Annotated in this window: 18 protein-coding genes; 5 read left to right on the forward strand and 13 right to left on the reverse strand. The window is 53.6% G+C overall.

The window, feature by feature from the left end; all coding sequences use genetic code 11:
* Window positions 1–15 precede the first annotated feature (15 nt).
* A complete protein-coding gene (locus BZK40_RS04665) occupies window positions 16–366 on the forward strand; it encodes a DUF2002 family protein (protein WP_003037262.1) in 351 nt (116 codons plus the stop codon).
* A 36-nt stretch (window positions 367–402) separates the two neighbouring features.
* Here BZK40_RS04665 and alaE read toward each other — a convergent pair whose 3' ends face one another.
* On the reverse strand, window positions 403–852 hold the full coding sequence (gene alaE, locus BZK40_RS04670; protein ID WP_003037259.1) for an L-alanine exporter AlaE: 450 nt from the start codon (window positions 850–852) through the stop codon (window positions 403–405).
* A gap of 557 nt (window positions 853–1,409) precedes the next feature.
* On the opposite strand from alaE, the gene stpA reads away from it, so the two are divergent.
* Entirely contained in the window at window positions 1,410–1,811 is a 402-nt protein-coding gene (gene stpA, locus BZK40_RS04675; RefSeq protein ID WP_079934235.1) for a DNA-binding protein StpA, read from the forward strand.
* A gap of 36 nt (window positions 1,812–1,847) precedes the next feature.
* Here the strand turns inward: stpA and BZK40_RS04680 are convergent, their stop codons facing one another.
* The 3 genes from BZK40_RS04680 to BZK40_RS04690 form a co-directional block, all read right to left on the reverse strand.
* Window positions 1,848–2,027 carry a GDFGVC terminal motif YodC-like protein gene (locus tag BZK40_RS04680; protein WP_003825999.1) on the reverse strand — a complete coding sequence of 60 codons (180 nt, stop codon included), beginning with the start codon at window positions 2,025–2,027 and terminating at the stop codon, window positions 1,848–1,850.
* 90 nt (window positions 2,028–2,117) lie between these two features.
* Window positions 2,118–2,645, reverse strand: coding sequence for a rhodanese family protein (locus BZK40_RS04685; RefSeq protein WP_079934236.1), 528 nt, complete (start codon window positions 2,643–2,645; stop codon window positions 2,118–2,120).
* A gap of 9 nt (window positions 2,646–2,654) precedes the next feature.
* Window positions 2,655–2,954: an ArsR/SmtB family transcription factor gene (locus BZK40_RS04690; protein WP_003037247.1), complete on the reverse strand. Its 300-nt coding sequence runs from the start codon at window positions 2,952–2,954 to the stop codon at window positions 2,655–2,657.
* Window positions 2,955–3,137: 183 nt separating this feature from the next.
* Here BZK40_RS04690 and BZK40_RS04695 point away from each other — a divergent pair, with 183 nt between their 5' ends.
* Together BZK40_RS04695 and lysM are read left to right on the forward strand one after the other, a co-directional pair.
* On the forward strand, window positions 3,138–3,296 hold the full coding sequence (locus tag BZK40_RS04695) for a YqaE/Pmp3 family membrane protein (RefSeq protein WP_003037242.1): 159 nt from the start codon (window positions 3,138–3,140) through the stop codon (window positions 3,294–3,296).
* 95 nt (window positions 3,297–3,391) lie between these two features.
* Window positions 3,392–3,841 carry a peptidoglycan-binding protein LysM gene (gene lysM / locus BZK40_RS04700; protein ID WP_048215704.1) on the forward strand — a complete coding sequence of 150 codons (450 nt, stop codon included), beginning with the start codon at window positions 3,392–3,394 and terminating at the stop codon, window positions 3,839–3,841.
* A 12-nt stretch (window positions 3,842–3,853) separates the two neighbouring features.
* Here the strand turns inward: lysM and csiR are convergent, their stop codons facing one another.
* From csiR to BZK40_RS04735, 7 genes are all read right to left on the reverse strand, one after another.
* Window positions 3,854–4,540: a DNA-binding transcriptional regulator CsiR gene (gene csiR / locus BZK40_RS04705; protein ID WP_048225222.1), complete on the reverse strand. Its 687-nt coding sequence runs from the start codon at window positions 4,538–4,540 to the stop codon at window positions 3,854–3,856.
* Between the two features lie 45 nt (window positions 4,541–4,585).
* Window positions 4,586–5,986, reverse strand: coding sequence for a GABA permease (gabP, locus tag BZK40_RS04710; RefSeq protein WP_032944690.1), 1,401 nt, complete (start codon window positions 5,984–5,986; stop codon window positions 4,586–4,588).
* 147 nt (window positions 5,987–6,133) lie between these two features.
* Window positions 6,134–7,417 carry a 4-aminobutyrate--2-oxoglutarate transaminase gene (gene gabT, locus BZK40_RS04715; protein ID WP_008785600.1) on the reverse strand — a complete coding sequence of 428 codons (1,284 nt, stop codon included), beginning with the start codon at window positions 7,415–7,417 and terminating at the stop codon, window positions 6,134–6,136.
* Between the two features lie 25 nt (window positions 7,418–7,442).
* Window positions 7,443–8,891: an NADP-dependent succinate-semialdehyde dehydrogenase gene (gabD, locus tag BZK40_RS04720; protein ID WP_032944689.1), complete on the reverse strand. Its 1,449-nt coding sequence runs from the start codon at window positions 8,889–8,891 to the stop codon at window positions 7,443–7,445.
* Between the two features lie 23 nt (window positions 8,892–8,914).
* Window positions 8,915–10,183: an L-2-hydroxyglutarate oxidase gene (gene lhgO / locus BZK40_RS04725; RefSeq protein ID WP_032944687.1), complete on the reverse strand. Its 1,269-nt coding sequence runs from the start codon at window positions 10,181–10,183 to the stop codon at window positions 8,915–8,917.
* 17 nt (window positions 10,184–10,200) lie between these two features.
* A complete protein-coding gene (gene glaH / locus BZK40_RS04730) occupies window positions 10,201–11,178 on the reverse strand; it encodes a glutarate dioxygenase GlaH (protein ID WP_003826020.1) in 978 nt (325 codons plus the stop codon).
* Between the two features lie 248 nt (window positions 11,179–11,426).
* Window positions 11,427–12,029, reverse strand: coding sequence for a short chain dehydrogenase (locus tag BZK40_RS04735; RefSeq protein ID WP_008785596.1), 603 nt, complete (start codon window positions 12,027–12,029; stop codon window positions 11,427–11,429).
* Window positions 12,030–12,127: 98 nt separating this feature from the next.
* Between BZK40_RS04735 and BZK40_RS04740 the strand changes: the two genes are divergently transcribed.
* Window positions 12,128–13,024 (forward strand): LysR substrate-binding domain-containing protein, encoded by an 897-nt coding sequence (locus BZK40_RS04740; RefSeq protein ID WP_032944682.1) that lies wholly within the window; start codon window positions 12,128–12,130, stop codon window positions 13,022–13,024.
* Window positions 13,025–13,115: 91 nt separating this feature from the next.
* On the opposite strand, the gene BZK40_RS04745 is transcribed toward BZK40_RS04740, so the two are convergent.
* Entirely contained in the window at window positions 13,116–14,630 is a 1,515-nt protein-coding gene (locus BZK40_RS04745; RefSeq protein ID WP_003826025.1) for a tripartite tricarboxylate transporter permease, read from the reverse strand.
* 10 nt (window positions 14,631–14,640) lie between these two features.
* Window positions 14,641–15,075 (reverse strand): tripartite tricarboxylate transporter TctB family protein, encoded by a 435-nt coding sequence (locus BZK40_RS04750; RefSeq protein WP_095533105.1) that lies wholly within the window; start codon window positions 15,073–15,075, stop codon window positions 14,641–14,643.

The following is a 15,075-nucleotide window of genomic DNA, read 5'->3' on the forward strand; positions in this document are numbered from 1 at the left end:
AACGAGGAAAATAATATGTATTTACGACCTGATGAGGTGGCGCGCGTACTTGAAAAAGTGGGCTTTACCGTTGATGTAGTGACGCAGAAAACGTACGGCTATCGGCGTGGCGAAAATTATGTGTATGTTAATCGTGAAGCTCGCATGGGGCGTACCGCATTAATTATCCATCCCACGTTGAAAGAGCGTAGCTCTTCGCTGGCGGAACCGGCAACGGATATTAAAACTTGCGATCATTACCAGCAATTCCCGCTGTATTTAGCCGGAGAGACTCATGAGCATTATGGTATTCCGCACGGCTTTAGCTCGCGTATTGCGCTTGAACGTTATCTGAGCGGGCTGTTTGGCGACGTTAATTCTAACTAATAACGCGACTGGCAGTGCCAGTCGCGAAGAAGCGTGTCAGGCTTTAGCCTGATGATAGCTGCTGACCTTAAACAAGCGGCGGCAATAATCAAGAAAGTAGCCATAGACAGCGCCCATCAGCATTGACACCACGATGTTCGAACTTACTGCAGCCGTAATCTGATGCCAGTCTGCGCCAACCGTCAGCAGAATAATCACATACACCGGCGACTGGAAGGTGACATAAGCCAGCACATCCGCCAGATTTTTTGCCCATCCTGCCTGCGTGGCTTTACGGGCCGCGCGCATGAACAAATCACGATACATGCCGTATGGCCACGCGATCAGTATGTTGACAGGGATAGCGACTAATCTGGAATACAGCGACTGTTCGAAGCTCATTCCAGAAAGGAATATTTCGATCAACATGTTCACGACAGAACAATAAACAACCATCGCGAACGTGTCTGCTACTGCATGACGCAAGCGTGACTGCGGAGAGAACATGTTAATGCTCCTTGTAAAAAGGGGAAAAAAGGTTTTGAATACCTTAACTGCTAGTGATTTGTCTTGCTGCTTTCGCGTTTTAATAGGATATCTGCCTGGATAATAACTAGCAACTAGCTGAAAATTTTTATTTATTGTCTTTTTGTCGATAAAATGCTCTGTAATGGTTTGTTTTTTGTTCGTTTTGGTGTTTTCGTTGCTGTGTTAATTAAAGTCTTTTTAGATCAAAGAGTTATTGTTGCTTGTTTTTCTGAATTTTTTGCGCTCCTTTTCTGAATGTTGACTGATGTGCAATATGTATACTCGTTGGTTCCACGAGATGCCGTGGCTTGTTTCTTAAGTGACGCGCTGAGATACCTTGCAGGTATATTCAAAGCTGCAATCAGGGTAATAGAATATATTGTCTGGGCGATAGCAGAATGGATGCTATAAATATCAGAGTTGGCTATTTGTTTAATGATAAACGAATAAATTAGACTGGAAATATAATAATTGGTTGCATACAATATTTAGCGTAATACCGTTTTTATGTTTTACGTTAAAGAGGTTTTGTTAATATGAGTTCAATGTTAAAAAACTTAAATAATATCCGCTCGCTGCGTGCAATGGCTCGTGAATTTTCCGTTGATGTACTGGAAGATATGCTTGAAAAATTCAGAGTAGTGACCAAAGAACGGCGCGATGAAGAAGAACACCTACAGCGCCAACGTGCGGAACAGCAGGCAAAAATTAATGCCTTGCTGGCGCAGATGCAGGCAGACGGGATCAGCCCGGAGGAGCTGCTGAGCATAACACCTGCGACGGCACGTTCAGTTAAAAAACGCCAACCGCGCCCGGCGAAATATCGTTTTATCGATCTCAATGGTGAAACGAAAACATGGACCGGACAAGGTCGCACACCGAAGCCAATTGCCCAGGCGCTGGCTGCCGGTAAATCTCTTGATGACTTTTTGATCTAATTGCGAAGGCGGTGAGGAGATCCTCACCGCTTATTTTCAGCAAACGCCGAAATCACCCTCTTCGGTATATCGCGTGACATCAGCTGCTTTCAGCGTGAATTTATCACCGCTTTCATTACTGGCTTGTACCGCCACAATTTGATCGTCATTGACTTCAACAACCTTCAGTTTTGGACCGCCCATACGCGGTTGAACCAGATCGCCAGGTTTAAACATAATGTTGCGCTCCTTTATTTATCATTTATCGCAGAACTCACCATAGATCACGTCAACCGGCGGGTACAGTGCTGTTTCAATGATTACCGCTTAATGAGTACGTCGGTTCCAGGGCATGATGTCCAGTAATCGCGCCATACCGCAAAAGCCGGTTACGCCAGCGAGTATCAGCCCGGCGCCCACAAAACCGCTCAGCAAGAAGAAGGCGCTGCTAACGCTATAGCCCAGAATAACGCCGAGTAGGGCAAGGCTGCCTGCGGCTATCTGCACCTGACGCATCAGCGGTAACGGTTGTGAACTGTCTTTCGCCACCGGCAACCCCGCGGCTTTCCAGCCGTCAATTCCACCTTCCAGCAACCAGACCTGCGCGGGTGCGGCGATGGCGCTCAGTTTTGTTGCCGCATTTTGTGTACGTTTGCCTGACTGGCAGTGAAAAATCACCTGCTCGGCGCGTAAATTCGCTGGCAGCGATCCCTGCTCAAGCGCGGGTAATGGCGCCAGATGTGCCTCAGGAATATGCTCGTGCAGATACTCGTCAGCATCGCGGATATCAATCAGTTTTGTACCCTGCGCGACCAGTGTCTGCGCCTCGCGTGGGGAAATCTTCCCAATAGTCATGATGGCTCCTTATGGGCAATACAGTGTTTTTAATGTGGCGATCAGCGAATTCACGGCCGCATTTTTAATGGAGTAGAGGATGCGCTGGGCATCGCGCTGGCTTTCTATCAGACCTTCTTCACGCATACGCGCCAGATGCTGGGAAGTGGCGGAAGGACTAAGGCCGGTAACACGGGCTAACTCACCCGCGCTGGTACCGGGTGAACCACAGAGCATGCACAAAATCAGCAACCGTTTCGGGTTACTCATCGCTTTTAGCAGGGCGGCAGCCTGTTCAGCGCTGGCCTGGAGTTGTTCAAGTTCAGTCATATGTATTTAAGTGTTGTCTAAATTAAGTATATTCTAAAATAAACGGCCAACGTACGCCAGCGTAAAGAGCGTAAAGGAGGGTAAAACAGCAGGGCGAGACGGGAGGAGTTAGCTACACTGATTAATCTTAGAGATAAAATCTCTTTTTAAACAATGATTAATTTTTGCTTGTAGGGAGTGTGTATGGGTTTCTGGAGAATCGTTTTTACTATTATTCTGCCCCCGCTTGGCGTGCTGCTGGGGAAGGGATTCGGCTGGGCATTTATCCTCAATATCGTTCTGACGCTGCTGGGCTACATTCCTGGTTTGATCCATGCCTTCTGGATACAGACGCGTAATTAATTCCTTTCTACTACGGCGCTTCGGCGCCGTTTTCTTTGTGTCCCTTTCTCCTCTGCTACACTTTTGGGTGTTGATTGTTAATTACCGAGGTGGATATGGGACTCTTCAATTTCGTAAAAGATGCAGGTGAAAAACTGTGGGATGCGGTCACTGGAAACCATGACACAGCCGATCTGGCAAAAAGAGTGCAGGAACACCTGAACAAAACCGGCATCCCTGATGCGGATAAAGTGGACGTGCAAATTAATGAAGGCAAAGCCACTGTTTCTGGTGATGGATTAAGTCAGGAAGCGAAAGAAAAAATTCTGATCGCGATTGGTAATATCTCTGGTATCGCCAGCGTAGATGATCAGGTTAAAACTTCTGCACCCGCGAGCGAAAGCCAGTTTTATACCGTGAAATCAGGGGATACCCTGAGCGCTATTGCCAAACAGGTTTACGGTAATGCCAACCTGTATAACCAGATATTTGAAGCGAATAAACCAATGCTGAAAAGCCCGGATAAAATCTATCCTGGGCAGGTTTTACGTATTCCGGAACAGTAATATTATTCAGGCTTATTGCGTCAGCAATTTACCGCTCATAGCCTGTTGAATAATCGGAATCGGCGTCAGCAAGTGCTGGCGCATTAATTCGCTGGCGCGCGCGGCATCACGTGCCAGAATCACTTCGGTCAGCGTCTTGTGCTGATCGTGTTTGTCTTCCAGCATTTCAACCGACAGTACCGTTTTACGCAGCCAGATAAACCGGTAGCGCGCCGCCAGAGAAAACAGCCGTTCACGCATTTGCAGCAGATATTGTGAACCACAGCCGGCGACAATCGCCGAGTGAAACGCCTGATGGCGCTGATCCCACTCGTCGAGCATCTGTTCGCTGGCATCAATGGCTTCAAGCTTACTGAGCATATGCGCGCGCGCCAGAATTTCAGCTTCCCAGGCGTCGTCGCCGCGTTCAATGGCCAGCGCGACCAGCATGGCTTCCATATTGGCGCGGGCATCGAAAATATCGAGCAACTCCTGCTCTGACATCGGGGCGACACGATACCCTTTCTGATTAACCACCGTCACTAACCGCTCGGCAACTAACTGCGAAAGCGCTTCGCGCAGCGGTCCCACGCCTAGCTCATAGCGTGAGGTTAGCAGACTCATACGCAGTTTTTCATCAGGCTGATACACACCGCGGATGATGTCGTTCTTCAGCCAGCGGTATCCATCAATGGCCGTCGGTTGGGGAATGGCGGTCATGGTCATACTCCTGAAAGGATTTCCCGGCCTGCGCCGGGAACAGGTTTAATGCGTATTTTGCAATGGTGCTTTTTGCCACGATAGCAGTTTTTTCCAGCGTGACATAATGGGCACGGTGCAAATAATTCCTATGGCTAACAACCCGGTAGAGATAACTTCCAGCTGTTGGGCCGGGCGAAACAGCATGACCACCAACACAAAGATAATAAACGCGATGACCAGCCAGGTAAGCCACGGATAGAGCCACATTTTCAGTTTAATTTCACCGCCTCGCGCCAGCAGGATTTTGCGCATCCGCAGTTGAGAAACGGCAATGACCAGATACACCAGCAGCGCGATGGCACCGGAGCTGTCGATCAGGAATTTAAATACCTTGGCCGGGGCGTAATAGTTGACGATGACGGTGAGGAACGCAGCACCTGTCGACAGTAACACCGCCACATAAGGCGTTTTGCTGCGGTTCGTTTTACCCATAAAGGCGGGGGCATCGCCACGGCGGCTAAGGGAGTAGAGCATACGCGATGACGTATACAGTGCGGAGTTAAGACAGCTGGTCACCGACAGTAAAATGACGCAGTCCATGATCAATTTCGCGTGCGGGATATGCAGTAGCTCCAGCACCGAGCGATAAGAACCGACTTCTTTCAGGCCCGGCATGTTCCACGGGATCAGCGCCACCACCACAAAAATAGAGCACAGATAGAAGATAGAGATACGCCAGATAACCGAGTTGGTGGCGCGAACGATATGTTTATCCGGGGTATCGGATTCGGCGGCGGCGATGGTAACTATCTCTGCGCCCATAAAGGAGAACATGGTGATTAACATCGCGCTGATCACGGCGCCAAAACCGTTGGGCATAAAGCCGCCCTGATCCCACAGGCGTGAAACTCCGCTAACCTCGGCATAAGGGTAGAAACCGCTAATCGCCGCCGCACCGAGGGTAATAAACGCCAGAATGGCAACCACTTTGCACAGCGCCAGCCAGAACTCGAACTCACCGTAATTTTTGACGCTCAGCAAATTACTGCCGGTTAACGCCAGCGTGATAACCAGAGAAAACAGCCAGATAGGAATACCTGGTACCCAGGAGTGCAGAATGATGGCGGCGATATTCGCTTCCAGAGGGATAACTAACACCCAGAACCACCAGTACAGCCAGCCGATGGTATAACCTGCCCACGGGCCAATGGCCTTATCGGCGTAAGTGGAAAAAGAACCGGTATCCGGGGTGGCAACGGCCATTTCGGCCAGCATGCGCATAATCATCACCACCAGCAATCCGGCGAACAGATAGGCTAATAATACTGCGGGACCGGCTTCTGCAATCGCCACACTTGAACCGACGAACAGACTTGCGCCGATTACCCCGGCAATAGACAGCATGGTGACGTGGCGTGATTTCAGCCCGCCCCCTAAATCATGTGATTGTGACACTTGCCCCATCTTTAAACCTCGTTATTGTTATTGACGTCGCTTCCTGCACCTTACCCGTAGGCCCGGTAAGCGTAGCGCCACCGGGCATCACAACATTGCCGGATGGCAGCGCTTGCGCTTTATCCGGCCTACAATTTCCCGTTTTTATTCGGGGGTTTAACCCTGCTTTGCCTCGGCAAAACACTGGGCGATAATGTCCAGCCCCTGGCGGATTTGCGCATCTTCAATAGTCAGCGGGACAAGAATGCGCAGCACGTTGTAGTAAGGTCCGCAGGAGAGCAGGATCAGTCCTTTCTCGCGTGCACGCGCCACCACTTCCGCAGTCAGTTTGGCGTCTGGTTTCGTGTGGTCGCCGTTTTCGAACAGTTCGATAGCAATCATCGCGCCCAGCCCGCGTACGTCGCCAATCTCGCGATGGGTTTCCGCGATAGCCAGCAGGCCTTCGCGCAGGGTTTGTCCCAGCTCGTTGGCTTTTTGCAGCAGATTTTCCTGTTCAAAAATGTTCAGTACCGCCAGCGCGGCGGCGCAGGCAATTGGGTTACCGGCATAGGTACCGCCCAGACCGCCCGGTGGGATTGCGTCCATGACTTCGGCGCGTCCGGTCACGCCCGCCAGCGGGAAGCCTCCGGCGATGGATTTGGCGAAGGTGGTGAGATCGGGCGCAACGCCCATCTGCTCCATGGCAAACAGCGTACCGGTACGGCCCGCACCGCTCTGTACTTCATCGGCAATCAGCATGATCCCGTGTTCGTCACAAATGGCGCGCAGCCGTTGCATAAAGGAAGGAGAGGCTGCGTAAAAGCCACCTTCGCCCTGAACGGGTTCAATCACGATGGCGGCGACGTCTTCTGGCGCGGCATCGTTTTTGAAAATGCGGTGAATGCTGGCGATAGCATCATCTTCACTGATGCCGTGCAGAGGGCAAGGATAAAGCGCGCGATACACGTGGCCCGGCATCAGCCCCATTCCGGCGGAGTACGGATTGACTTTCCCGGTCAGTGACAGGGTGTAGTGGGTACGACCGTGGTAAGCGCCGCTAAAGGCGATAGTCCCCGTACGCTTGGTGGCGGCGCGGGCGATTTTCACCGCGTTTTCTACCGCTTCAGAACCGGTGGTCACCAGCAGGGTTTTCTTGGCGAAATCACCCGGCACTTTCTTATTCATGATTTCACACAGCTCCAGGTACGGCTCATAGGCCAGCACCTGGAAACAGGTATGGGACAGCTTTTTCAACTGCGCTTCTACCGCAGAGACGATCTGCGGATGCAGGTGACCGGTGTTCAGCACCGCAATACCGCCAGCAAAGTCGAGGAATTCCCGGCCTTCAACGTCCCAGACCCGACAGTTTTCTGCCCGCTCGGCAAAAATAGGGTGGATCTGTCCTACGCCACGGGGAACGGCGTTGCTGCGACGTTGCATAAGTTCTTTGTTGGTGCTCATCAGGTGTTCTCCAGTATTTGTTTTATTAAAGGCCGATGCACATATATTTGATTTCTAAGTAGTCTTCGATGCCGTATTTCGATCCTTCACGGCCAAGACCGGAGGCTTTTATCCCCCCAAACGGGGCGACTTCGTTGGAGATAATGCCGGTGTTAATCCCGACGATGCCGTACTCCAGCGCTTCGCCAACGCGGAAGACGCGGCTTAAATCACGGGCGTAGAAATAGGCGGCCAGACCAAACTCGGTGTCGTTGGCCTGAGCGATGACGTCAGCTTCGTCTTTAAAACGAAACAGCGGAGCCAGCGGGCCGAAGGTTTCCTCTTTGGCGACCTTCGCGTTATCAGGCACATCTACCAGAATGGTGGGCTGGAAGAAGTTACCGCCGAGCGCATGAGGTTTACCGCCCGCGATAATGCGTGCGCCTTTATCCAGAGCGTCGGCGATGTGTTCCTGCACTTTGGCAACCGCTTTCTCGTCGATCAGCGGTCCGGTGGTGACGTCAGGTTGCAGACCATCGCCGAGATGCAGCTTGCTCACCGCCTGCTGGAGTTTTTCAGCAAAGCGCTCATACACGCCGTCCTGCACGTACAGGCGGTTGGCGCAGACGCAGGTTTGACCAGCGTTACGGAACTTCGATGCCAGCGCGCCTTCCACGGCTTTATCAAGATCGGCATCGTCAAAGACGATAAACGGCGCATTGCCGCCCAGCTCCAGCGATACTTTTTTGATGTCTTTGGCGCATTGCTGCATTAACTGACGGCCGATTTCGGTCGAGCCGGTAAATGACAGCTTGCGTACCAGCGGGTTGCCTGTTAGCTCGTTGCCGACCGCGCTCGCAGAACCAGTCACCACGCTGAAAACGCCAGCCGGGATCCCGGCGCGATTAGCCAGTTCTGCCAGCGCCAGTGCGGAGTAGGGGGTCTGGCTGGCGGGTTTAAGCACCATCGTACAGCCTGCTGCCAGCGCCGGACCGGCTTTACGGGTGATCATCGCTGAGGGGAAGTTCCACGGCGTAATCGCGGCGGTAACGCCGATCGGCTGCTTAATGACGATCAGGCGTTTATCAGCCTGATGGCCAGGGATCGTATCGCCATAGATGCGTTTGCCCTCTTCGGCAAACCACTCAATAAATGAGGCTGCATAGGTGATTTCGCCTTTGGCCTCCGCCAGCGGTTTACCCTGTTCCAGGGTCATCAAGCGGGCGAGATCGTCCTGATGCTCAATCATCAGGTTGAACCAGCGGCGCAGGATATTGGCTCGCTCTTTGGCGGTCAGCGCACGCCAGGCCGGCAGGGCGCGGTTAGCGGCGTTAATCGCTTCGCGGGTTTCATCTGCCCCCATTTTAGGTACGCTACCCAATTGCTGACCGTTGGCGGGATTGGTCACCGCGATGGTCTCGCCGCTGTTGGCGTCACGCCAGTTGCCGTCGATCAGTGCCTGCTGGCGAAATAAGGTTGGATCGTTAAGTTGCATGATTGCTTCCTGTCTTAATCGGTTTAACGGGTAAATGCGGCGTGTAATGTCTCCACGCTACGTGCCGCACGCAGCGTGCGTCCGGGGTTACTCTGGTTCTCCAGCAGCGCATGAACTTTGCTGACAATATGTGCGCCGATAGGGATTGCCGACGTTGCTGCCGGAGAAGGGGCGTTACAGGTGTGAATTGAGCGTGGCGTGGTGACAAACAGAAAATCGTCGATAAGCTTGCCATCAGGTGATACCGCCTGTGCCCGTACGCCCGCAGGCCACGGTTGCAGATCCTTAAGCGTCAGGCTCGGGCAGTACTTTTGTACCAGCCGCAGATAACCGCTTTTGCATAGCGAATTCTTCATTTCGCCAAGCCCTGAGCGCAGGTTGTTTTGCAGCACGCGGCGAATACCAGAAGAGCCGAGGATCTCCAGCGTATCGCTGAGCGAGAAGTCACGTTTACGATAGCCTTCACGTTTAAATGCCAGTACCGCGTTGGGGCCGACGGTGACGCTGCCGTCAATCATCCGGGTCAGATGAACGCCGAGAAACGGCATCGCCGGGTCGGGGATGGGGTAGATCAAATGGTTAACTATCTGATTATGTTCTGGCGCCAGGCGGAAATATTCGCCCCGGAACGGACAGATGATAAAGCCAGGTTCAACGCCGAGCATTTTTACCAGTCGGTCCGCCATCAGGCCAGAACAGCTAATCAGCGTCGCGCCTTCATATTCCTGGCCCTGACGGGTACGGACAATCACGCCCGCGGCATGTTCTTTCAGCGCGCTGACCTCGGCGTTGTAAATAATCTCACCGCCTTTAGCCTGGAAAATCTTCGCCATCGCGGCGGTGACTTCGCGGTAGCTGACAATCCCGCTCGACGGGACAAAAATGCCGCCCAGTCCGGTGATATTGGGTTCACGCTCGCGAAGTTCCTGCGCATTCAGCCATTCGCGCTCCAGACCGTTAGCGGCGGTGCGATCCCAAAGCGCGCGCATGCGCTCCATTTCCAGAGCGGAGGTGGCAACCAGCATTTTTCCGCAGACGTCGTAGCGGATGCCGTTTTGGTCGCAAAAGGCTTTTGTGGCGCGATTTCCGGCCAGGCAAAATTGTGCCTTCAGGCTGCCGGGGGTGTAATAGACCCCGGCATGAATGACGCCGCTGTTGTGGCCTGTCTGGTGGCAGGCCGGGCCGGACTCTTTTTCCAGTAGCGCGATTTTGGCGTCCGGATAGACATCAATCAGTTGCATGGCGGTCGACATGCCGATAATGCCGCCGCCAATAATCACAAAATCATACATCCGCTTTTCCTTCGCGCTTACTGATGGGTCTGGTAGTGGTTGGTCGCGTACGCAAAATAACCACGCTGGCGCATCAGTTCGCGGCGCAAGTCCGGATGCGAAGTGAAACGATCGCGCCCGTGCAGCCAGAACAGGTTGTTGATCAGCAGGAATTTACCCACTGAAACCGGAACGGAAATAATGCTCTTGCTGGTTTCCAGCGCATCGGACAGGTCGCTCAGCCAGACGCCTTCTTCATAGTCTTTTGGCTGGACGAACTGGTCGATGTAGCGCATTACCGGGCGGCCCTGCTGGTCAACGTCAAATACCGGATGGAACACTTCCTGACTGACGTTTTTGCTTGGCGGTGCGGCAAAGCGCATGGCGCGACGTGCCAGAGGATGGGTAAAGTACTGCTCCAGATGCTCCCAGTCGTCGAGGTGCAGCAGCAGCGAGTTACCGCCGGTCATGTTCTGCTCGTCGATCTTCATCATCAGCACGTAATCGGTGATTTCTTCGAGGTAGGTTCCGTCGTTGTGCAATTCCATTACTCGGTGAGGCTGGCGCAGATAGCTGTCTGAGTTATCGACGTTTTTCACCACAAAACGTGCGTAATATTGACCGCTCATCGCATCAAAATTAGAGCGTCCGATGAGGTGCGCTACCGCCGTTGCCAGCTTGACCATCTCTTCCGCCTGCGCCACGTCGTCTACGCCAACGGCATTGATTAGCAGTGCGCCTTCGGCACGATCGAGCAGGGTTTTCAGCAGCAGGGGCTGTAACTGATTGCCGCACAGGTCGTCGAGGATCTTGCCCACTTTGAAGCGCAAGAAGGATTTGTATTCCAGCGCCTGAACCGGCCACTGCGCGACGGCCTGCAGAAATTGCTCAGTGGTCTCAGCAGAAAAAGTCAGCTCCAGCAGGCGTGGGGATTGGGCTGACGGTTTCAGCGTGAAACCGCTGTAGTGCTGGGCTGGATCTTCAGCGTTCGGTTTTACGGCAGTCAGTGCGTTCATCAAATCGTTCCTCTCAGTAGATTGTCAGGGAGATATGGCGCAGCTCGTTTCGTAGCCATAAATTAAAAATATCTACATTTTTGAAAAACGCGCACAGAATGAGCTTGTTTGTTTATTATTTGTGATCAAAAGCAACAATTATTTAACATTATGAAGGGTGTGGGTTAATGCGAGGAAAAAGATAAAGTATTTTAAAACAGTGGGTTAATCACGCTGCCGTTGGTGATGTGTCAACGGCAGCGGCAAAGTCAGTAACCGACTTTATAAATACGCCCGGTTTGGATGCCTTCCACACTGCGGCGGTAGGCGTTGGCGACGGTGGTGGCGGGCACGCTTTCAAAGCCCGGGAAGAAACTGTCGTATGCTTCGGCGGACTCACTCAGCACGGTCGGACTTATCAGGTTAATGCGTTGACCATGGCCTAGTTCACAGGCCGCGGCGCGAACAAATCCTTCCAGCCCGGCATTGATCGTTGCGGCGTTTGTCCCCTGGGCGATGGGCTCGTGGGCGATAATGCCGCTAATTAACGTTATCGATCCGCCATCATTCAGGAAATGCTGCCCGGTTAATGCCAGGCGTATCTGGCCTAATAGTTTATCCTGAAGCCCCTGATTAAAGTCCTGGTCGGTCATTGTCGACAGCGGCCCAAAGAACAGATTACCGGTGGCGGAAACGATCGCATCTACCCGACCGACTTTTTCAAACAAGGCCTCGACACTCTCCTGCGAGGTGATATCGACCTGGTAATCACCCTGAGTGCGACCCACGCGGACCACCTCATGTTTACGGCTCAATGCTTGCGTAACTGCGCGACCCACTGTACCACTGGCACCAATAATGACGATTTTCATAACCACCTCCGCAATAGTGTGAGCCGCTATTCTTTAATGAAAATGAAATCAGATAAACTGGCTAAAAGTTAGATGATTACTAACCAGGGGTTTGTAATATGGATAAACTGCGCGGCATGGAAACGTTTGTCGCCGTGGTGGAGAGTGGGAGCTTTACTTCTGCGGCGACGAGGCTCGAGATGTCTGCGGTGATGGTGGGAAAATATATCACCCAACTGGAAGCGCAGCTCGGCACGCGTTTGCTGGAGCGCAATACGCGCCGCCAGAGTCTGACCGATGCCGGACGCGTCTATTTTGAAGAAGCCCGTCGCGTGCTGGAGCAGGTATCGATAGCCGAACGTTCGGTAGAGCGTCTGCGGCTGGCACCTGCGGGGACGCTGCGCATTAGCGCGCCCACTTCTTTTGGCGCTTGCGTGATCTCGCCGCTGGCCGCTGCGTTTTTACAGACCTGGCCAGAGGTGCGTATTGAACTGGATCTCACCAACCGGATGGTTGATCTGGTGAATGAAGGTGTCGATCTGGCGATCCGCATTGGCGATATCCATCAGACTGACGTGGTGGCGAAATACCTGTGTCCCTACCGTATGGCAATTTGTGCTTCGCCAGATTATCTTGCTCGCCATGGCACCCCCCGGACGCCCGCGGATCTGGTGGATCATCTGTGCCTGTCTCATACCGTGTGGACGGCTCGAAACGAGTGGATACTGCCTGGCGTGACGGGGGAGGTCAGATGGAAGCGCGATGCGATCCTGCGCTGTAACGATGGTCATGGCCTGCGTATGGCGGCAGTAGCGGGGGCTGGGCTGTTATTGCAACCTGAGGTGCTGCTGGCGCAAGAACTGGCTACGGGGAAATTGATTCGGATCCTGGAAGGGTTTACGCCGCAGCCGCGGCCAATTCATTTGCTGTGGCGACAGGATTTGCGTCCGTTGCCTAAGCTGACACGGTTTGTTGAGCATGTGCTGGAAGGAACGCAGGGGCTGCGCGGAAAATAAAAATGCCGGATGGCGTTGCACTTATCCGGCCTACAACCGAGCCAAATTGTAGGCCGGATAGGGCGCAATAGCGCCGCCATCCGGCATATTATTAACCGATATCCACCTGCGGTTTGCTGTTGCGTTTACGGATCATGCGCAGCACCGGCGGGACCACGATAACCAGTACCGCCATCACCAGCAGCACTTTCGCCACGCCGCTGGCCCACAGAATATCCATACTGCCGTTACTGATAGACAACGCCCGGCGCAGGTTCTGCTCCAGCATTTCCCCGAGAACGAAGCCCAGAATCAATGGCGACATTGGGAAGTGCATTTTACGCAGGATGTAGCCCAGCACGCCGAGGGCGACCATCAATACCAAATCGAAGGTGGTGCTGTGAACGGCGTACACGCCAACCGCGGAAACTGCCGCGATAGCCGGTACCAAAAACCACAGCGGGATGGTCAGCATGCGGGTAAACAGACCGATCAGCGGAATGTTCATCACCAGCAGCATTACGTTAGCAATCAGCAGCGCTGCAATCAGCCCCCAAACGATATCCGGCTGCTCGGTAAACATGGCTGGACCCGGGGTGATGTTGTACAGCGTCAGCGCGCCCATCATCACCGCCGTAGTACCGGAGCCCGGCACGCCGAGCGTCAGCATCGGAATAAAAGAGCCACAAGCCGAGGCGTTATTGGCGGCTTCTGGCGCCGCTACGCCACGAATATCCCCCTTGCCAAAGCTGTCGCTGTTGCCGCTGAGCTTTTTCTCGGTCATGTAGGTGATGGCACTGGCAATGGTGGCGCCAGCGCCAGGCAGAACGCCGACGAAAAAGCCGATCACTGATGAACGCAGGGTGGCCCCTACGCACTGTGCGCCTTCTTTGGCGTTGAACAACATGCGGCCCGTTTTACGCACCAGCGTCTGGCCACTGCTGGTATGTTCCAGCATTAACAGTATTTCAGAGACAGAGAACAGCCCAATCACCACCACGATAAACTGCACACCGTCAGAGAGATGGACACTGTCAAAAGTAAAGCGATAAACCCCGGTGTTGGCGTCTACGCCGACGGTCGCAAGTCCGAGACCGATAAGCGCTGCCAGAAATGATTTCAGCGGATTTTGCGCCATCATGCTGCCGAGACAGGCAATGGCGAAAACCATTAAGGCAAAGTATTCCGCCGGACCGAAGGCCAGCGACCATTGGGCTAACGCCGGGGCAAACAGAATGATGCCACCGATGGCGATAAGCGAACCAAAGAAAGAGCTGACCGCCGAGATAGAGAGCGCCACGCCGCCGCGTCCTTGCTGCGCCATCGGGTAACCATCCAGCGCGGTCATAATCGCCGCCGCATCGCCAGGAACATTCAGCAGAATGGAGGAGATGCGCCCGCCATATTCACAGCCTATGTAGACTGTAGCCAGCAGGATCAGCGCGGATTCTGCGGGCAGATGCAGCGCAAAGGCCAACGGCAGCAGAATCGCCACGCCGTTGATCGGCCCAAGGCCAGGCAACAAACCCACAATGGTGCCGACAAAACAGCCTATCAAGGCGATGACCAGGTTTTCCGGCGTCATTGCCACCGCGAAACCCTGAGAAAGATAAATCCAGGTATCCATCGTTTCTCCGTTAACCCAGCCAGGCGCCGAGTGGTAAGGTGACGTCAAGCAGTCGGTCGAAGGCAAACCACAGCAGAATGCCGAGCACCGCGCCGGAAATACCCGCAGCCGGGATGGTTGCGCCGAACAGCATGCCAATCACCACGGTGAGAATGGCGGTGGCGATGGGAAAACCGAGCCACTCAAAACCCCAGGCGTACATCAACAGAACAATGACCATCGTCAGCAGCTTTTGCAGCACGTGGCGACGGGGCCAACTGATGGTGTCCGGATGGCGCAACAGCAGCGCCACGGCGCAGACCAGCATCAGACTGATAATGCCAAGCGGGAAGGGACGCGGCCCTACGGGTTCATAGCTGTATTCGCTGCTGATTTGCCAGGCCACGAACAGCCCGGCTATGCAGAGCAACAGCCAGATACCTGCGAAAATACGATCGCTCATCAT

Source organism: Citrobacter portucalensis (genome assembly GCF_002042885.1).
In the GTDB taxonomy this organism is placed as follows: domain Bacteria; phylum Pseudomonadota; class Gammaproteobacteria; order Enterobacterales; family Enterobacteriaceae; genus Citrobacter; species Citrobacter portucalensis.